The organism is Gilliamella sp. Pas-s25, assembly GCF_009795885.1.
GTDB lineage: Bacteria > Pseudomonadota > Gammaproteobacteria > Enterobacterales > Orbaceae > Gilliamella.
Genome location: NZ_WTEV01000004.1, coordinates 53249 through 72130 on the forward strand (window position 1 = coordinate 53249; position 18882 = coordinate 72130).

Annotated in this window: 18 protein-coding genes; 12 read left to right on the forward strand and 6 right to left on the reverse strand. The window is 36.3% G+C overall.

Annotated features, from left to right (window positions below; translation table 11 throughout):
• The first annotated feature begins 1 nt into the window (after window position 1).
• Window positions 2-781, forward strand: a complete 780-nt coding sequence (locus GQ593_RS03050) for a class II glutamine amidotransferase (RefSeq protein ID WP_160430568.1) — start codon at window positions 2-4, stop codon at window positions 779-781.
• Here the strand turns inward: GQ593_RS03050 and mdtH are convergent.
• The 6 genes from mdtH to pncB all read right to left on the reverse strand — a co-directional run bounded on the left by mdtH (window position 759) and on the right by pncB (window position 8258).
• Window positions 759-1970: a multidrug efflux MFS transporter MdtH gene (gene mdtH / locus GQ593_RS03055; protein WP_160430569.1), complete on the reverse strand. Its 1212-nt coding sequence runs from the start codon at window positions 1968-1970 to the stop codon at window positions 759-761. The genes GQ593_RS03050 and mdtH overlap by 23 nt on opposite strands.
• The gene (locus GQ593_RS03060) at window positions 1971-2429 is read right to left on the reverse strand and encodes a methylglyoxal synthase (protein ID WP_160430570.1); all 459 of its coding nucleotides are present in this window, start codon (window positions 2427-2429) and stop codon (window positions 1971-1973) included.
• A gap of 133 nt (window positions 2430-2562) precedes the next feature.
• A complete protein-coding gene (locus GQ593_RS03065; protein ID WP_160430571.1) occupies window positions 2563-3705 on the reverse strand; it encodes a porin in 1143 nt (380 codons plus the stop codon).
• 306 nt (window positions 3706-4011) lie between these two features.
• A complete protein-coding gene (locus GQ593_RS03070) occupies window positions 4012-5211 on the reverse strand; it encodes a porin (protein WP_160430572.1) in 1200 nt (399 codons plus the stop codon).
• A gap of 287 nt (window positions 5212-5498) precedes the next feature.
• Window positions 5499-6902 carry an asparagine--tRNA ligase gene (asnS, locus tag GQ593_RS03075; protein ID WP_160430573.1) on the reverse strand — a complete coding sequence of 468 codons (1404 nt, stop codon included), beginning with the start codon at window positions 6900-6902 and terminating at the stop codon, window positions 5499-5501.
• Between the two features lie 162 nt (window positions 6903-7064).
• Window positions 7065-8258, reverse strand: coding sequence for a nicotinate phosphoribosyltransferase (pncB, locus tag GQ593_RS03080; protein WP_160430574.1), 1194 nt, complete (start codon window positions 8256-8258; stop codon window positions 7065-7067).
• A gap of 157 nt (window positions 8259-8415) precedes the next feature.
• On the opposite strand from pncB, the gene pepN reads away from it, so the two are divergent.
• From pepN to rsuA, 11 genes are all read left to right on the forward strand, one after another.
• The gene (pepN, locus tag GQ593_RS03085) at window positions 8416-11049 is read left to right on the forward strand and encodes an aminopeptidase N (protein WP_160430575.1); all 2634 of its coding nucleotides are present in this window, start codon (window positions 8416-8418) and stop codon (window positions 11047-11049) included.
• A gap of 125 nt (window positions 11050-11174) precedes the next feature.
• Window positions 11175-11504: a rhodanese-like domain-containing protein gene (locus tag GQ593_RS03090; RefSeq protein ID WP_160403266.1), complete on the forward strand. Its 330-nt coding sequence runs from the start codon at window positions 11175-11177 to the stop codon at window positions 11502-11504.
• A gap of 214 nt (window positions 11505-11718) precedes the next feature.
• Window positions 11719-12537, forward strand: a complete 819-nt coding sequence (gene mlaF, locus GQ593_RS03095) for a phospholipid ABC transporter ATP-binding protein MlaF (protein ID WP_085248644.1) — start codon at window positions 11719-11721, stop codon at window positions 12535-12537.
• The gene (mlaE, locus tag GQ593_RS03100) at window positions 12537-13316 is read left to right on the forward strand and encodes a lipid asymmetry maintenance ABC transporter permease subunit MlaE (protein WP_194240573.1); all 780 of its coding nucleotides are present in this window, start codon (window positions 12537-12539) and stop codon (window positions 13314-13316) included. Before mlaF ends, mlaE begins: the two co-directional genes overlap by 1 nt.
• Before the next feature lie 11 nt (window positions 13317-13327).
• Window positions 13328-13918 (forward strand): outer membrane lipid asymmetry maintenance protein MlaD, encoded by a 591-nt coding sequence (gene mlaD / locus GQ593_RS03105; RefSeq protein WP_160430576.1) that lies wholly within the window; start codon window positions 13328-13330, stop codon window positions 13916-13918.
• Between the two features lie 9 nt (window positions 13919-13927).
• Window positions 13928-14572, forward strand: coding sequence for a phospholipid-binding protein MlaC (mlaC, locus tag GQ593_RS03110; RefSeq protein WP_160430577.1), 645 nt, complete (start codon window positions 13928-13930; stop codon window positions 14570-14572).
• A 6-nt stretch (window positions 14573-14578) separates the two neighbouring features.
• Complete coding sequence (locus GQ593_RS03115) at window positions 14579-14851, forward strand: STAS domain-containing protein (protein WP_160430578.1); 273 nt, start codon at window positions 14579-14581, stop codon at window positions 14849-14851.
• A gap of 92 nt (window positions 14852-14943) precedes the next feature.
• Window positions 14944-15201 (forward strand): BolA family protein, encoded by a 258-nt coding sequence (locus GQ593_RS03120; protein ID WP_160430579.1) that lies wholly within the window; start codon window positions 14944-14946, stop codon window positions 15199-15201.
• Between the two features lie 95 nt (window positions 15202-15296).
• Window positions 15297-17324: an oligopeptidase A gene (gene prlC, locus GQ593_RS03125; protein ID WP_160430580.1), complete on the forward strand. Its 2028-nt coding sequence runs from the start codon at window positions 15297-15299 to the stop codon at window positions 17322-17324.
• Window positions 17311-18042 (forward strand): class I SAM-dependent methyltransferase, encoded by a 732-nt coding sequence (locus GQ593_RS03130; protein WP_160430581.1) that lies wholly within the window; start codon window positions 17311-17313, stop codon window positions 18040-18042. Before prlC ends, GQ593_RS03130 begins: the two co-directional genes overlap by 14 nt.
• A gap of 21 nt (window positions 18043-18063) precedes the next feature.
• The gene (gene rsuA / locus GQ593_RS03135) at window positions 18064-18753 is read left to right on the forward strand and encodes a 16S rRNA pseudouridine(516) synthase RsuA (protein WP_085248661.1); all 690 of its coding nucleotides are present in this window, start codon (window positions 18064-18066) and stop codon (window positions 18751-18753) included.
• The last annotated feature ends 129 nt before the right edge of the window (window positions 18754-18882 follow it).

Genomic DNA, 18882 nt, shown 5'->3' on the forward strand with positions numbered 1-18882 from the left:
TATGTGTGAATTATTAGGTATGAGTGCTAATGTGCCAACTGATATTTGCTTTAGTTTTACTAGCCTAATTAAACGAGGTGGGGACAAAGGTCCCCATAAAGATGGCTGGGGAATTACTTTTTATGAAGGCAAAGGCTGCCGTACATTTAAAGATCCCGAGCCATGCAGTTATTCACCTATTGCTAAAATGGTGAAAGAATATCCCATCAAATCTAAAGCCGTAATTGCCCATATTCGACAAGCAAATCGAGGCGGTGTCGCCCTAGAAAATACCCACCCATTTACTCGTGAACTGTGGGGTAAAAACTGGACTTTTGCGCACAATGGACAATTAACCGATTACCAACATTTAGATACAGGGCTATTTCAACCCATTGGTGAAACCGATAGCGAATATGCTTTCTGTTACTTAATAAATCAACTACATCAAAAGTATTCGCAAAAACCGACTAATGATCTTGAGCTGTTTAATTTTATTCAACAATGTGCCAATCAGTTAAGCCAACTTGGTATATTTAATATGCTATTGTCTGATGGGCAATATGTATTTGCTTACTGCACAACCAACTTACATTGGATAACCCGTAAAGCGCCATTTGGCAAAGCAAAATTGCTGGATGAAGATGTCGAAATTGACTTTCAACAACATACTACACCGAATGATGTCGTTACCATTATTTCTACATTACCATTAACTTCAAATGAAATATGGCATAAGCTTAATACGGGCGAGGCGATCTTATTTAAAGATGGTAAAATTAACCAATTTTCCGCATTTTAACGTGTGGCATTGGTGGCTCATTTTTAAATTGATATTGTAGATAACTTAAAGTTAATAGCCCAATTGTGGTCAGCACTATCCATGGTAGGTGTGGAAATCCCATTTGCTTGGCTATATCATATAACCAACCCGCACCGGTATAACCTAGAAACCCACCTAGAGCAAGCCCTAAACGGCTAAATCCCATATAACTACCTTTTGCCTTAGGATTACTTAGTACTGTAGATAAAGTTTCACGAGCGGGTTCGGCAATAATTGCCCCTAAATAAAATAACGCAATCAGTGATAATAGCACTGTTAATTGTGATGTAAAACCTATGATAATAAAAGCAAATGACATTAAAAATAGACCAAATTTAAGGCGCTGATCTAATCTAAAATATTTTTCACTCCAACGAGCTAGTGGATAAAGCAGTACCAGGGAAATACCTGCTTGAATAGCATACATCCATTTCACATAACTTGGGCTACCTGATACGCTTGTGATTGTTAAAGGTAACATCAACATAATTTGCACCCATAGTACATAATAACCGGTTAACGTAAGTACATAGCGAGTAAATTTTTTATCTTTTACAACCATTTTCATGCCATTAATAATAGGCGCTTTACCAATGGCAATGTGATAAGCTGGCAGGAAGAAAATATTAAAAATCCCACATAAGAAAAAAATAAAAGCGCCACACCAACATACTAAATGGAAGTCATAATCAATTAAAATTCCACCAATAAGAGCACCAATCACAGCACCAGCATTATCTTGTATCATTAACAGTGATATGAACTTACCTCGCTCATGTGGACGGGTAAACTTAATGGTTAGTCCCATACGAGGAGGATCAAATAATAGTCCTCCTAATGCTGAAAGTAAGCAAGAAAGTAATAATAACCAAGGCTCGCTAGCAATCGCCATTGAGATAAAACCAACGCAACGTAAAAACATACCCGCCACAATCATAGGCTTTGCACCAAAGCGATCAGCAATAGCACCACCAACAATACCAAAACCTTGTTGAACAAATTGCCGAAATCCTAACGCAAAACCAACAAATAGAGCGCTCCAACCAACTTGGTTAACAAAGTGGGTTGAAACCAGCGGAAACACCACATAAAACCCTAATACAATAAACAAATTATCAAGCAGAAGTATTTGCCGACCTGTTTTACGAATTTGGGATGGTATTGGCATTTATTTGACTCTTTGCGCTAAATAGTTTTGATAATCAGGTATTTCAATGTCAACTTCTTGCGTAAAAATAGAAGATTGGATCAATGCATTGGCTGTAGCTTGATTAGTTGCAACTGGAATGTTCCAAACCGTAGATAATCGTAACAACGCTTTAACATCGGGATCATGAGGTACGGCATTAAGTGGATCCCAAAAAAAGATTAAGATATCAATTTTACCTTCTGCAATTAATGCACCAATTTGCTGATCACCCCCCATAGGGCCACTTAGCATTGGAGTGATATTGAGTCCCGTTGCTTGTTTTATTAATGTGCTTGTCGTCCCTGTACCACATAAATTATGTCTAGACAGCTCCTCACGATTTTTTTTACACCAATTTAATAAAGAATCCTTTAAATGATCGTGAGCAACTAAAGCAATGTTTTTTTGAGCCGATAATTTACGTGTGGTATAAAGCATCATTGTTATCCTAATTTATTATTATCTTTCTAGATTTTTTAACAGAGTATTAATTAAAGTGCAAGGGATATTTAATCAGTAACGGATAATAAAAAAGGCACCGAGGTGCCTTTTTATACAATATCAAAAGAGATTAGAATTGGTAGATTAAACCAAGTGCCACTGTGTCTTTTGTTGTGCCATTGATTTGTGATTTAGTAAATGAGCCATCTTCATATAAAGCACGACGTGCACCGATGTCATCTTTATCTAACAAGTTGATTTTATAATCGATAATAGCTTGTAAGTTTTTGTTAAAGTCATAAGTTAAACCAACATCAACATATTTAGCTACATCATTACCTTTAAGCCCTGCATCATTTGAATAATGAGATGCATCTTTAACTTTATGTTGGATATAAGCAACAGATGGGGTTAAACGACCCACTTCAAAATCAATACCGTATTGCGCAACAAACTCATAACCTTTGGTTTTTAAATCATCAGCACTACGAGTGGTTGATGCATTATCCCAACCATATTTTTGTTTACCTTGAATATATAACGCAGCTAAATAAAGGTTGTCGTTATCATATTTGATACCAGCTGACCATGCTTTAGCATCCTTATGACCACCCGTTTGTGCATAACCAGCACCAACCGATAAACCTGTATCAAGTACATCCCAATCAACAACAGAACCCCATGCTTCAGCACTATCATGTTTTGCATTACTATTCTGTTTGTTGAAATGATTTGTTGAGCTGTTATCGCCATTATCCGCGTATTGAACAGCGAAACGCAAACCATTTACTAAGCCAAAGAAATCTGAATTACGGTAAGTCGCAACGGCTTTAGTACGAGCTGTTAATGCATAAAGATTATTATCTGAAGCATCACCACCAAATTCTGGTAAAACATCAGTATAAGACGTTAACGTTTTTAACACACCATCATTGCGACCATAATCGAATGAACCAAAATCACCAAAGTTTAAACCAGCAAATGCATAACGCGTTTCATTATCTGCATTTTTACCAGTATTGGCTTCGTACTCCCAACGACCATAGCCAGTTACGCTGTCTGTCACTTGTGTTTGACCTGACATACCTAAACGCGCAGTGGTTTTGTCACCTTCACCAGTTTGGTTATTACGATCGGTAATATAATTTAAAGCATAAACTCGACCATAAAAGTCCACTTTATTACCGTCTTTATTCCACACTTCAATAGAAGCGTTTGCCGTACCTGCAATTAAAAGCGCAGGAATAGCGATTGCTAATAGATTACGTTTCATTTTGTTACCCTCGTAGGTATTTTATATTATTAAAGATGCAAATTATTTTGCTCTTGTTTTAATAAATAATTGTCAATAAATAACAATTATATTATTACTGTGATATCTATTTTTATTAGATAACGAATAGATTTTATTGCACTCATTGCCTATTTAACAATGTTAACCAGATTATTTCTGCGAATTTACGAATATTTTAATATTAAATATGGATTTTTTTAGGCATAAAATGTGTTTTTAGCAGGAAAGGTATTTAGCAGACGAAAAAAAAGGCACCTAAGTGCCTTTTTATAAGATATTAAGAGATTAGAATTGGTAAATTAAACCAACACCTAACACGTCTTTAGTACCTGGTTTATTTTCGTGACGGTCACGTTGTTTTTCTGTGTTATTTGCTGCACCAAAATCTTTACGATCAAGAAGATTGAATTTATATTCAACAATCGCACTGAAGTTTTTGTTTAAATCGTAAGTTGCACCTACAGATACATACTTAACTTCTGGTGAACTAAAACCTCGATGCTTCCAACGGTAACCATATCTAGAAAAATTTTCATAATCAGAAGATTTAACTTTGTGCTGAACATAAGCTAAAGAAGGAGTTAAACGACCAACTTCAAGATCAATGCCATATTGAGCAACTAATTCAAAACCTCTGATTTTTAAATCTGTATCTCTTATATGAAGGACATAATCATTAATTACTCCATAAGTACCAACCGCATTCTTATGTTTGCTTTGGAAATAGTTAGCACCTAAATATAAATTATAGTTATCATATTTAAGACCAGTTGCCCAAGTATTTTGACGACTATCACTTTTTGAAGTTTGAGCATAACCCGCACCAGCTGTTAAACCAGTGTCAAAAATATTCCATTGAACATTCGCACCCCAAGCTTCTTTCGATTTCTTGTTAATACGATCTTTAGTAGTACCAACTACAGGTTCAAACCATTGTTTTTTCTTAATATCTTTAACTGCATCACCATTATCGGCATATTGTAATGCAAAGCTGATATCATCAGTTAAACCAAAGAAATTATTGTTACGGTAAGTTGCAACAGCTTTAGTACGTTCTGAAAGAACATGCCATGCATTGTTTGCTGCGTCACCACCAAATTGAGGTAATACATCAGTATAAGCAGTGATTGCTTTTAACACACCGTCATTACGACCATAGTCGAATGAACCTGCATCACCAAAATTTAAACCAGCAAATGCATAGCGCACTTCGTTATCAGAATTTTTACCCGCTTTCGCTTCGTATTCCCAACGACCATAGCCTGTTACACTATCAGTAATTTGAGTTTGACCAGACATACCTAAACGAGCTGAAGTATCATCACCTTCGCCTTTTTGTGCGCGATCAGTGATGTTGTTAGCTGCTTTTACTCGGCCATAAAAGTCAACTTTATTACCATCTTTGTTCCAAACTTCGATAGATGCATTTGCGCTAGCTGCTGCTAAAAGCGCAGGAATAGCGATTGCTAATAGATTACGTTTCATTTTTTACCCTCATGGTTATTTTTTTAAAAAAGACACTTTCCATAAGTTTAGTGTCAATTTTCGTACAATAATTATTCATCCAAAAAATAATATTTTTATCTATTATTTTTATCTACTTTTTACAGTATCGTAAATTATGTATAAATTTTTTATAAAATCAAGTGAACTTTTCATTAAATATGATGCCTAAGGCTAAAAATGAGCCTGTTTGATTGTTTTTTATACATATAAAAACTAAGATTTTTACTTTTTATTCCCAACCAAATTTTGGTTGGGATTTAATCAACTTAAAAATTTGCATTACGTGGTGTCCTCGGAAATGGTATCACATCACGTACATTTTGCACGCCGGTGACATAAACAATCAGGCGTTCAAAACCAAGACCAAATCCAGAATGAGGCACTGTACCATAACGGCGTAAATCTCGATACCACCAATAATCTTCTTTTTTCAGTCCCATTTCTTCCATACGTTTATCCAACATATCTAAACGCTCTTCACGCTGAGAACCACCAATAATTTCACCAATCCCCGGTGCTAAAACGTCCATTGCTGCAACGGTTTTACCATCATCATTCATACGCATATAAAACGCTTTAATGTCTTTAGGATAGTTTTTGACAACCACTGGCGCTTTAAAATGTTGTTCTGCTAAGTAACGTTCATGCTCTGAGGCTAAATCGATTCCCCAACTGACAGGATTTTCAAACTGAGCATCACAATTTTGCAAAATAGTGATAGCATCGGTGTAGTCAACTTGCGCGAAATCAGCATTAATAAAGTTTTCAAGACGTTTAATTGCTTCTTTATCAACATGCTGGGCAAAAAATTGCATATCATCAGCCCGTTTTTCTAATACGGCTTTAAACACATATTTCAACATGTCTTCGGCAAGCTTAGCATTGTCGTTAAGATCAGCAAACGCCACTTCAGGCTCCATCATCCAAAACTCAGCTAAATGACGAGTTGTATTTGAGTTTTCAGCTCTAAATGTTGGGCCAAAAGTATAAACTTTAGAAAGTGCACAAGCATAAGTTTCGGCATTTAATTGCCCAGAAACAGTTAAAAACGCTTCTTTTCCAAAAAAGTCTTTATCAAAATCAACCTTACCACTATCCGATTTAGGCAGATTTAACATATCTAGTGTCGAAACACGGAACATTTCGCCCGCCCCTTCGGTATCTGATGCAGTAATAATAGGTGTTGATAACCAATAAAAGCCACGCTCATCAAAAAATTGGTGAATGGCTTGTGCAAGCGTATGGCGTACACGCGTTATCGCACCAACAATATTGGTTCTTGCTCGTAAATGAGCCACTTCTCGCAAATATTCAATAGAGTGACGTTTAGCTGCCATTGGGTAAGTTTCAGGATCGTCAACAAAGCCATATACTTCAACTTGTGTTGCTTGTAATTCATATTTCTGACCTTGACCTGGTGATTCTACTACTTTACCAGTAACTTTAACCGAACAACCAGCTGTTAAACGTAAGATCTCTTGTTCATAATTAGGTAAATTCTTTTCAATAACCGCTTGAATAGGATCAAAGCAAGAGCCATCATAAACGGCTAAAAATGAAATACCGGCTTTAGAATCACGCCGCGTTCTTACCCAACCTTGAACAGAAATTGTGCTACCAACAGCAATTTTGCCTTGTAACACATCAACAATAGGTGCAACTGAAGTCATTTTAATTATCCATCTCTACATTAATTTGTTTAAGTGATATTTGAAGTAATACAGATCTATTCTAACGGTTATTCCATAGCAAAATGGAATTTTTGAATAATAAAATCTTGATTACTGATCTCTATTTTCTAATATGAACGATAGGTTAAATATTAATTATTATCAAATTTTAACACTAAAAGTTCGTTTTAATTCATCAATAAAATCTAAATCCTGAGATATCGTTTTCCCTGGACTATCTGATAGTTTTGCAACGGATTGATCATTGCATTCCGTTAATTTAAGTACAATATTTAAAGCCTTAGTATTAGCCTCTTTAGAAGGAATATCGCAAGCCAAAAAACCACCTACGCCAAAAGATAATTTTACGCGATGATTAAAATGCTGATAAATATTAAGTGCCTTATCAAAATTCAAACTGTCTGAAAATACCAATAACTTTGTTTTAGGATCAATGCCTAATTGCTGGTAATGCGCGATAGCTTTTTCGCCCCACTCAATTGAATCGCCCGAATCATGGCGAAGTCCTTGATAGTGAGACGCAAAGTGCAGGTCAAAATCACGTAAAAACGCATCCATTGTAATACAATCGGTCAATGCCACTCCCAAGTCATGAGGATATTCATCTAACCAAACCTGAAGCGCATCTGTTTGGCAATCCTGAAGATTATGGCTTAAACGCTGATGAGCTTGAAACCACTCATGTGCTTGCGTTCCAACAGGCGTAAGCCCTAAACGATAGGCAAGTAAATAATTACTAGTGCTATGAAAGTTATTAAAATGCGATTTCAAATAACTAACAACAGCCTCTTGCACCGCAAACGAATAACGCCTACGAGTACCAAAATCCATTAAATTAAAACCGGACATATCCATATTAGCTGTTTTTTCATTAAATAAGGCTAATTTATCTTTTAGCCTTGCCAATGCTTCATTAACGCCAATATTTGGCGAACGATCTTTATGGACAACCTCACTAATAACAGCAAGTAATGGCACTTCCCATAAAATGACATCTAACCATTTTCCTTTAATGGTAATGGAAAGCTTCCCATCTTCATTTTTTATAGTAAGCAAATTACTATTGAAACGCCATTTTTTAAGCCAATTTAAATAATCAGATTTAAAAAAGGAGATATTTGACAAATAGTTAAATTCATCATCAGACAAAACTAATGATTCCATTAATTTTACTTGATATATTATTTCATCAGCATATTGCCCTAGTAAATCATCACTACGACAACGAAACTGCGCAACCACGGTTGCTTCAGGATAGCGATGAAATACAGCCTGCTGCATATGCAACTTATAAGCATCAGTATCTAATATTGATGTAATGATTGCTGGTAACATGTAAATTTAGTGTTATTACTTTAAATAAAATTCCGAAGATTATAGCAGAATAATAATGAAGATATAGATTAATTATGTAATAAGATTGTTTTTAATCAGCTATAATATTTGCTAGCACAACGTATAAATTGAGTCTAAACCCAAAGGTCATAACAACATGAATACAAAAACACCTGAATCGCAACCTATTGCAAAAAACCGTCTTGATTATAAAGCGCCTAATTTTACTATTACCGACATTGATCTTGATTTTGATTTAGCGCCCGAAATAACAACAGTAACAGCTCATAGCCGCGTTGTTCAAAAAAACCAGCAAGCGAGCGATTTAATTTTAGATGGCGAAGACCTTAAATTGATCTCCATTAATATCGACGAGCAACCATGGCATGATTATCAAATCACAAAAACAGGACTAATTATTCACAACGTGCCTACCGAGTTTACTTTAACGATTGTTAACGAAATCAAACCAATTAATAATACCGCACTGGAAGGATTATACGTATCAGGCGAAGCGCTTTGTACGCAATGTGAAGCGGAAGGATTCCGACATATCACCTATTACCTTGACAGACCCGATGTACTTGCACGTTTTTCAACACGCATCACTGCGAATAAACAACGCTATCCTTACCTACTCTCAAATGGTAATCGTATCGCACAAGGTGAACTTGCTGATGGACGTCATTGGGTACAATGGCAAGATCCTTTTCCTAAACCAGCCTACTTATTTGCCTTAGTTGCTGGTGATTTTGATATTTTAAAAGATCAGTTTATTACTCAATCCAAACGTAAAGTTGATTTAGAAATTTATGTTGATAAAGGTAATTTAGATCGTTCGCACTGGGCAATGACAAGCTTGAAAAATGCCATGCGTTGGGACGAAACACGTTTTGACCTTGAATACGACTTAGATATTTTTATGATCGTTGCGGTTGATTTTTTCAATATGGGGGCAATGGAAAACAAAGGTTTAAATATCTTTAACTCAAAATATGTGCTGGCCAAACCACAAACAGCGACAGATGATGACTACCTAGGTATTGAAGGTGTAATTGGTCATGAATATTTTCACAACTGGACAGGTAATCGAGTCACCTGTCGTGACTGGTTTCAACTCAGTTTAAAAGAAGGGTTAACAGTGTTTCGTGATCAAGAATTTAGCGCCGATATGGGATCTCGTGCAGTCAAACGGATTGAAGATGTAAAACTTTTGCGTACCGTTCAATTTGCCGAAGATGCCAGCCCAATGTCTCACCCTATTCGCCCAGAACAAGTCATTGAAATGAATAACTTTTATACAGTAACCGTATACGAAAAAGGCGCTGAAGTTATTCGTATGATGCATACCTTGTTAGGTGAAGATAAATTCCAAGCAGGCATGAAACTCTATTTCAAACGCCATGATGGTAGTGCCGCAACGTGTGATGATTTTGTTGCTGCCATGCAAGATGCCTCTGGCATCGATTTAACTCAGTTTAAATTATGGTATAGTCAATCAGGTACACCGGAACTAACCGTTACTGATAAGTACGATGCAACAAATCAACAATATACTTTAATAGTGGAACAATATACACCACCGACACAAGATCAAAATCAAAAACAAGCATTACATATCCCGCTTGATATTGAATTATATCAACCTAACGGCGAAGTCATTACACTGCAATACCAAGGCAAAGCTATTCACCATGTGTTAAATTTAACGCAAAGCACACAACAATTTATCTTTGATAAGGTAACTGAAAAGCCGATCATTTCATTATTACGTGATTTTTCAGCCCCCGTTAAGTTAACTTATGATTATCAAGATAATGATCTCATTTTCCTAATGCAACACGCGACTAACGCATTTAGCCGCTACGATGCAGCGCAAATGCTATTGGCAAAATATGTTCGTTTAAATGTAAAAAATCATAAAGAAAATCAAAAGTTAACACTACCTGATTCAGTATTAGATGCATTTAGAGCTGTATTGTTATCAGAAAATACAGATCCTTCCCTTATCGCGCAAATATTGACCTTGCCATCTGAAAACGAATTAGCTAATTTATTTACTGTGGTTGATCCAATTGCTATTCATGAAGTCCGTCTGTTTTTACTAACTCAATTTGCAAACGAACTTTATGATGAATTATTAGCCGTTTATCACCACAATAACACTTTACAATATCAAATTAAACATAATGATATTGCTAAGCGATCACTTAAAAACTGCTGTTTAACTTTATTAGCTTATGCTGATGACAATTCGCGCGCCAATACATTAGTGAGCCAACAATATCATCAAGCCAATAATATGACTGATTGTTTAGCCGCCTTAAATGTAGCGGTAAAAGCTCAACTTGATTGTCGAACAGAGCTATTAGTAGACTTTGATGATAAATGGCATCAAGATGGACTGGTTATGGACAAATGGTTAGCATTGAACGCAACAAGCCCTGATAAGAACGCCCTTGCTACAGTGAAAAAATTATTAACTCACCGCTCATTTACGCTCAGTAATCCAAATCGCATCCGCGCATTAATTGGTGCCTTTGTAAATAATAACCCTGTGGCATTTCATGCTAAAGATGGTAGTGGTTATCAATTCTTAGTTGAAATCCTCACTGAGTTAAACCAAAAAAATCCGCAAGTTGCCGCAAGACTCATCGATCCGCTGATTCGATTAAAACGTTATGACGAAAAACGTCAACAACAGATGCGAAAAGCACTTGAAGCCTTGCTAAAAATTGAAAATTTATCTAAAGATTTATTTGAAAAAATTAGCAAAGCATTAGCTGTATAGGTGGTAAAAATATCATCCGGCAATATCATTGCCAGATGATATTAATTAAATTAAAATTTAAGTTTTATACTGAAACACATACCTACCTGAAACTTTTTGACAATTATTCTAATGAGCTTTACATAATGACAATAAAAGAAATCACACCAACAGAACTGGCAGAAAAACTAAACCAGTTTGATAACATTTTCTTACTTGATGTACGCGAAGCTAACGAGGTCGCTATTTGCAATATTAATGGTGCAACGCATATTCCAATGAACCTAATTCCACTGTATTTAGACAAAATCCCTGATGAAATCGATATTATTATTTACTGTCATCACGGCATAAGAAGCCTTAATGTCGCTAACTATTTAGCTGAAAATGGTTTTGATACCGATTACCTTTACAACCTAACAGGGGGAATTGATGCTTGGGCATGCATAATTGATCAACAAATGCCAAGATATTAAAATGCCCGTTATCAAACGGGCTTTATTTTTTCTCGTTTATTCTTTAGGCATTACCCAATAGCCATTTTGGTTATGTGTTTTCATATAATATTTAAAGTATAAAAATTATTTATTTACAAACTATTCGCAAAATGACAATGCGTTTAATTGATTTCTTTATTCACAAATATCAAGTAAAATAGATTTAATTATAATTTTAGTAGTATAGGAAATAATGGTGGAAGAGGCATTACAGCAAAATTTGGTTGAAATCCATGATATGTCTTTTTATCGTGGAACAAGACCTATTTATAAAAATATGAGTCTGAATGTCCCAAAAGGAAAAGTCACGGCAATTATGGGACCTTCTGGTATTGGTAAAACCACCTTATTACGTCTGATTGGTGGACAATTAAAACCGCAATCAGGAAAAATTCTATTTGATGGTGAAGATATACCCAGCATGTCGCGTTCAAGATTGTATGAAGTACGTAAACGCATGAGCATGTTATTTCAATCAGGTGCCTTATTTACTGATCTAACGGTATTTGACAATGTGGCCTATCCATTACGCGAACACCTAAACTTACCTGAACCTATATTGCACAATTTAGTGCTAATGAAATTACAAGCGGTTGGCTTACGTGGCGCGGCGCAAATGATGCCTTCTGAATTATCTGGTGGTATGGCAAGACGCGCCGCTTTAGCTAGAGCTATAGCGCTGGATCCCGATTTAATCATGTTTGACGAACCGTTTGCTGGGCAAGATCCTATCTCAATGGGCGTGATTGTTAAACTGATATCTGAAATTAACCAATCATTAGGATTAACTTGCATTGTTGTCAGCCATGATGTGAGTGAAGTACTCAGTATTGCAGACTATGCTTATATTGTAGCTGAACAACATATTATTGCAGGTGGTACACCGCAGCAATTGCGTGATAATGACGATTCACGGGTTAAACAGTTCCTTGACGGTTTGGCTGATGGACCAGTCCCTTTTCATTATCCTGCTGATGATTATAAATTAGACCTAAGCAGAGGTATAAAATAATGTTAAATTTATTGGCAAAATTAGGGCAATGGTTTATCAATATCATTGCGATGATTGGTCGTTCTGGTGTTATGCTGTTTGGGGCATTGATTGGTAAGCCACAATTTAACAAACAATTTCCATTACTCGTTAAGCAATTTTATTTTGTTGGAGTACAATCTCTCACTATTATTATTGTTTCTGGTCTTTTTATAGGCATGGTTTTGGCTCTGCAAGGTTATTTTATTCTAACCACTTTTGGTGCCGAAGCAAGCCTTGGAATGATGGTTGCGCTAGCCCTACTTCGCGAATTAGGACCTGTTGTTGCAGGTCTACTGTTTGCTGGACGTGCAGGCTCTGCTTTAACAGCCGAAATCGGCTTAATGAAAGCAACTGAACAGTTATCAAGTATGGAGATGATGGCAATTGATCCACTACGACGTATTATCGCTCCGCGTTTTTGGGCAGGTTTTTTTAGTATGCCGTTTTTAACTGCAATTTTTGTCACCGTTGGCATTTTAGGTGGTGCGCTTGTTGGCGTTGATTGGAAAGGTATTGATGCAGGCTTTTTTTGGTCATCGATTCAAAGTAATGTTGATTGGTGGCATGATTTAGGCAACTGTTTTGTCAAAAGCTTTGCATTTGCCATCGCTAGCACTTGGATTGCACTTTTTAATGGTTATGATTGTGTACCAACATCAGAAGGAATTAGTCGAGCAACAACAAGCACTGTTGTTTATTCATCATTAGTTATTTTGGGGTTAGATTTTATTTTAACCGCATTAATGTTTAGTCATTGAGGTCATTAAACATGAGTCGTAAAATCGAAATTACAGTAGGATTATTTATGGTGCTGGTCATTTGTTCAGTGCTATTTTTATGTTTTAGAGTAACCGATCCAACATCATTTGCTAGCCATAATTCCTATCGAGTTTATGCTGTATTTGATAATATTGGGGGGTTAAAAGCACGTTCTCCTATCAAAATTGGTGGGGTAGTCATTGGTCGCGTCAGTAATATTTCGCTAAATTCGTCGAATGGCAACCAATACAAACCTTATGTAGCAATGGATATTGATGCACAATATAACAAAATTCCAAGTTCAAGTTCACTTTCAATTAAGACTTCTGGAATACTTGGAGAACAATTTATTGATATCAATATAGGCGTTGATAGAGAAACAGAATTTAGTATTGACGCATCAGGCGTTGATCCAGCTATTGTAGCTGAAGCAGAAAAAAATAAAACTCCGCCATACTTACTCGAAGGTTTTGTTGTGCAAAACACCACACCTGCTATCGTTTTAGAAGATCTCATTGGTAAATTCCTTTACAGCATAGGTGGCTCATCAGATAAAGACAAAACCAACAAAGATAACAAAGAAGATACAACTGAAAACTAAGGAGTTAACATGTTAAACAAATTTAAAACAACCATTCTTTTAGTATTAGCTTTATTGTTTAGTTCTACAGCCTTTGCTGAAAACGATCCCTATAAAGAAATGCAAGTTTCTGCTGATAAGATTTTTAGCACCATGAATGCACAATCCGCAGCATTAAAATCAAACCCTAACAAACTAAAAGAGATTGTAAGATCGGATTTATTGCCTTATGTACAAGTCAAATATGCTGGTGCATTAATTCTAGGTAATTATTATAAAAGTGCAACGGAAGCGCAGCGCACAGCTTATTTTGCGGCTTTTGAAAACTATCTGGTACAAGCTTTTGCTCAAGCTTTATCTATGTATAATGGACAAACATATCAAGTTGAATCGCCTAAAGATTTAACTGGTAAAACACTTATTTCTATTCGTGTTTTATTAAATCAACCAGATAAAAATCAACAACCATTGCGTATTGATTTTCAATGGCGTAAAAACTCTGTCACTGGTGAATGGAAAGCTTATGATTTAGTTGCTGAAGGTGTAAGCATGATCACCACAAAACAAAATGAATGGTCAACCATTTTACGTCAAAACGGAATTGATGCATTAACTAAACAATTAACTGATCTTTCAAACCGCAATATTGATCCAAATGCTAAACAAAAAGGTTAGTCGATAATGTCGCGAATCAAAACAGAACAACAACAAGATATATTATGTTTACAGGGTGAACTTGATGTTCACTCTTTAAACGATTTATGGTCAACACAAAGCTCCCTTTTAAACGCTGTAAAATCCATTGATGTAGAACAACTTACTCGGGTTGATTCTTCAGGTCTCGCGACTTTAATTTATTTTTGCAATAAATATGATGTAAAGCTCAAAGGTATTAATCCTCAGCTACAAACATTAATTACCTTGTATGATCTACAACCTGTTATCAATAGTTAAAAAGGTAAATTTTATACTAAGACGCATAGTTACCTGAAACTTTTTGACAAAACATAATACCCATAATTTATATTAATAATGAGTAATAAGTAATGAATAAACAAGAAATTATAGATAAATTAAACAGTTCACTTAAACTTGATGATGTACATGTACTGACTGATGATGGCAGCCATTTTCAAATTATTGCCGTTGGTGAATTATTTGCCGATTTAAATCGAGTAAAAAAACAACAAGCGATCTACGCCCCTTTGGCAGAATTTATTCATGATAACCGCATCCATGCACTTTCGATAAAAACCTATACCCCCTCTGAATGGCAACGCGAACGCAAATTGATGGGATTATAATGCTTCCTAAGTATGATATTCTCTTGAATTAACTGAATTTGCCACCATATTATGTTCTATCAATAGACAACCCATGAGTATAAAGGTATCGCTACATGACTAATCCATTATTAACAGATGCATCATTACCACTCTTTTCACAAATTAAGCCCGAGCATGTTTTGCCTGCTATACAAGAAACTTTAAAAAACTGCAGAAATACAATTGAAACAGTACTAAAACAAAATAGCCAATACACTTGGGATAACTTAATCCAACCAATTGATGAAGTGGACGAAAAATTTGGTCGAGCTTGGTCGCCAGTTAGCCATCTTAATTCAGTTAAAAATAGCCCAGAACTACGCGAAGCTTATGAAGCGTGTCTGCCATTATTATCCGAATACAGCACATGGGTTGGACAACATAAACCTTTATATCAAGCCTATAAACAACTCAAAGAAAGCGAACAATATGCGACGTTAAGCAAAGCACAGAAAAAAGTTATTGATAATGCATTACGCGATTTTGAATTATCTGGAATTGGTTTACCTGATGATCAACAAAAACGCTACGGTGAAATTGTCGCAAAACTATCAGAATTATCCTCAAAATATAGCAATAATGTACTTGATGCGACTATGGGTTGGTCAAAATTAATTACCGATATCAAAGAACTCTCTGGCATGCCTGAAAGTGCGCTTGCTGCCGCAAAAGAACAAGCCAAAATAAAAGGTAAAGAGGGTTGGTTACTGACTTTAGATATACCAAGTTATCTTCCAGTCATGACTTATTGTGATAATCGTGATTTACGTTTTGAACTTTATCAAGCCTATACTACTCGTGCATCAGATCAAGGCCCTCATGCAGGTAAGTGGGATAATACAGAAATCATCAAACAAATCTTAACGCTACGTAATGAGCTTGCACAATTACTAGGCTTTAATACCTATGCAGATAAATCACTGGCAACAAAAATGGCTGAGTCCACCCCGCAAGTCATCGAGTTTTTAACTAATTTAGCAATTAAAGCTAAACCTCAAGGTGAAAAGGAGCTTGCTGAACTTAAACGTTATGCTTATGAGTTTTTTGGCGCTAGTGATATCAAACCATGGGATGTGGCGTATTATAGTGAAAAACAAAAGCAATATTTATACAGCATTAACGATGAAGAGTTGCGTCCTTATTTTCCTCAGCAACGAGTGATTAATGGCTTATTTGAGGTGGTACACCGTATCTTTGGTATTACAGCCAAAGAGCGACAAGGCGTTGAAGTTTGGGATCCCGAAGTGAAATTTTATGATCTATTTGCTGCTAACGGTGAATTAAAAGGTAGCTTCTATCTTGATTTATATGCGCGCGAACACAAGCGTGGTGGCGCTTGGATGGATGATTGTATTGGTCGTATGCGTTTTGCTGACGGTCATGTACAAAAACCGGTTGCCTATTTAACCTGTAACTTTAATCGCCCTGTTGGCGACAAACCAGCGCTATTTACGCATGATGAAGTCACCACCCTATTCCATGAGTTTGGTCATGGTTTACACCACATGTTAACCGAAATTGATACTTCATCTGTCGCAGGTATTAATGGTGTACCTTGGGATGCGGTTGAATTACCTAGTCAATTCTTAGAAAACTGGTGTTGGCAACCCGAAGCACTTGCATTTATATCAGGACATTATCAAACTGGCGAACCACTGCCGGCAGAAATGTTAGAAAAGATGTTAGATGCTAAAAACTACCAAGCCGCGCTATTTATTTTACGCCAATTGGAATTTGGTCTATTTGACTTTAAATTACATACACAAAAAGATCCTGATATTTTAAACACATTAGCCGAAGTAAGACAGCAAGTCGCTGTTGTGCCTACCGTTGAATGGGGTCGATTCCCACATGCATTTAGTCATATTTTTGCTGGAGGTTATGCTGCTGGTTATTACAGCTATTTATGGGCAGAAGTATTATCCGCTGATGCATTTTCACGTTTTGAAGAAGAAGGCATCTTCAACGCTAAAACCGGTAATGCCTTTCTTGATAATATCTTGTCGCAAGGCGGTAGCGATGAACCAATGACACTATTTAAAAACTTCCGAGGTCGTGAACCTCAACTTGAAGCATTACTTCGACATTATGGTATCCACTAGTCCTAACTTAGCTCAGCTAAAATTATTAGCTGAGCAGTGGTTATCGGCAAATGCCGATCTACCGTTCACTCTGGTTACCCAAAACAATCAACTTGAGTTACAAAAGACAGACGAAGCAAAATTAGGTTCGATATGTGTTAATTTCGTTTCAGGAACAATGGCTCATCGTCGTCAATTTGGTGGTGGTCGCGGCGAAGCGATTGCGAAAGCGGTCGGTGTAAAAGGTGAGTATTTACCTACCGTTGTTGATACCACAGCTGGGCTTGGTCGAGATGCCTTTGTTTTAGCATCTATCGGTTGTCATGTCACTATGTTTGAGCGGCACCCTGTCGTTGCTGCATTATTAGAAGATGGTTTACAGCGTGCCTATCAAGATCCCCATATTGGTAGTTGGCTTGAGCAGCATTTACGTTTAATTTATCATTCAAGCATTGAGGGATTAAGTACTTACCCAGATAAACCCGATGTGATTTATCTCGACCCCATGTTTCCACATCGTCAAAAAAGTGCACTTGTCAAAAAAGAGATGCGCATATTCCAACAACTAGTTGGTAGTGATAATGATGCTGATAGTTTATTAGAACCAGCAAGAAAATTAGCAAAAAAACGAGTGGTAGTAAAAAGGCCAGATTATGCGCCGTTTTTAGCCAATCAAAAACCGACGGCCGAAATTAAAACAAAAAATCACCGTTTTGATATATATACACCTTTAAAGTAATACAGGAATACGTTTTAAATTATGCGATTAGATAAATTTCTTGCTCATCACTTAGGCGCCAGTCGCACGATTGTCACCAAAGAACTCAAAGCTAAAAAAGTGACTGTCGATGGTGAGATTATAAAGTCAGGCGCTTATCAATTATCGCCAAAACAGATTGTTCATTATGATGGTTATCAAATCGAACAAGTTACCAGCCAGCGCTATTTCATGCTCAATAAGCCCCAAGGCTATGTTTGTTCAACCGATGATCCTGACCATCCCACTATTCTTTATTTTATTGATGAGCCGATGCCTGAAAAATTACATGCAGCTGGCAGGCTTGATCTTGATACGACTGGGCTGGTATTACTGACCGATGATGGTAAATGGTCACACCGAATTACATCACCCAAGCATCATTGTGAAAAAGTCTATGCCGTTACAGTTGAACAACCACTAGGCATTGAACTGATTGATATATTTAATAATGGCATCCAATTAAAAAGTGAGAAATCACTCACTAAACCAGCTAAATTACATATTATCGATGATTTTCACGCTGAATTAACCATTAGTGAAGGGCGATATCATCAAGTTAAACGCATGTTTGCTGCAGTCAATAATCATGTTGTTGCGTTGCATCGCAAACAGATCGGCAAAGTAATCCTTGATATACCTGAAGGGGAATATCGACCACTTACACAAGATGAAATTGACTCGTTTAATTGATACGTACAATTTATAAAGCTCTCAACCACAACTTTCCATTTAAATAATTAAGAATTTTTTAAATGATTTTGTGTCATTTATTGTCGCGCATTTTGTAATGCGCATCTTGAATAAAATTTGAAGGAAGTA

What these genes read in the sequence shown, in the direction of transcription:
- GQ593_RS03050 (WP_160430568.1), top strand. Translation starts at nt 2, where the DNA reads ATGTGTGAATTATTAGGTATGAGTGCTAATGTGCCAACTGATATTTGC.
- mdtH (WP_160430569.1), bottom strand. Translation starts at nt 1,970, where the DNA reads ATGCCAATACCATCCCAAATTCGTAAAACAGGTCGGCAAATACTTCTG.
- GQ593_RS03060 (WP_160430570.1), bottom strand. Translation starts at nt 2,429, where the DNA reads ATGCTTTATACCACACGTAAATTATCGGCTCAAAAAAACATTGCTTTA.
- GQ593_RS03065 (WP_160430571.1), bottom strand. Translation starts at nt 3,705, where the DNA reads ATGAAACGTAATCTATTAGCAATCGCTATTCCTGCGCTTTTAATTGCA.
- GQ593_RS03070 (WP_160430572.1), bottom strand. Translation starts at nt 5,211, where the DNA reads ATGAAACGTAATCTATTAGCAATCGCTATTCCTGCGCTTTTAGCAGCA.
- asnS (WP_160430573.1), bottom strand. Translation starts at nt 6,902, where the DNA reads ATGACTTCAGTTGCACCTATTGTTGATGTGTTACAAGGCAAAATTGCT.
- pncB (WP_160430574.1), bottom strand. Translation starts at nt 8,258, where the DNA reads ATGTTACCAGCAATCATTACATCAATATTAGATACTGATGCTTATAAG.
- pepN (WP_160430575.1), top strand. Translation starts at nt 8,416, where the DNA reads ATGAATACAAAAACACCTGAATCGCAACCTATTGCAAAAAACCGTCTT.
- GQ593_RS03090 (WP_160403266.1), top strand. Translation starts at nt 11,175, where the DNA reads ATGACAATAAAAGAAATCACACCAACAGAACTGGCAGAAAAACTAAAC.
- mlaF (WP_085248644.1), top strand. Translation starts at nt 11,719, where the DNA reads ATGGTGGAAGAGGCATTACAGCAAAATTTGGTTGAAATCCATGATATG.
- mlaE (WP_194240573.1), top strand. Translation starts at nt 12,537, where the DNA reads ATGTTAAATTTATTGGCAAAATTAGGGCAATGGTTTATCAATATCATT.
- mlaD (WP_160430576.1), top strand. Translation starts at nt 13,328, where the DNA reads ATGAGTCGTAAAATCGAAATTACAGTAGGATTATTTATGGTGCTGGTC.
- mlaC (WP_160430577.1), top strand. Translation starts at nt 13,928, where the DNA reads ATGTTAAACAAATTTAAAACAACCATTCTTTTAGTATTAGCTTTATTG.
- GQ593_RS03115 (WP_160430578.1), top strand. Translation starts at nt 14,579, where the DNA reads ATGTCGCGAATCAAAACAGAACAACAACAAGATATATTATGTTTACAG.
- GQ593_RS03120 (WP_160430579.1), top strand. Translation starts at nt 14,944, where the DNA reads ATGAATAAACAAGAAATTATAGATAAATTAAACAGTTCACTTAAACTT.
- prlC (WP_160430580.1), top strand. Translation starts at nt 15,297, where the DNA reads ATGACTAATCCATTATTAACAGATGCATCATTACCACTCTTTTCACAA.
- GQ593_RS03130 (WP_160430581.1), top strand. Translation starts at nt 17,311, where the DNA reads ATGGTATCCACTAGTCCTAACTTAGCTCAGCTAAAATTATTAGCTGAG.
- rsuA (WP_085248661.1), top strand. Translation starts at nt 18,064, where the DNA reads ATGCGATTAGATAAATTTCTTGCTCATCACTTAGGCGCCAGTCGCACG.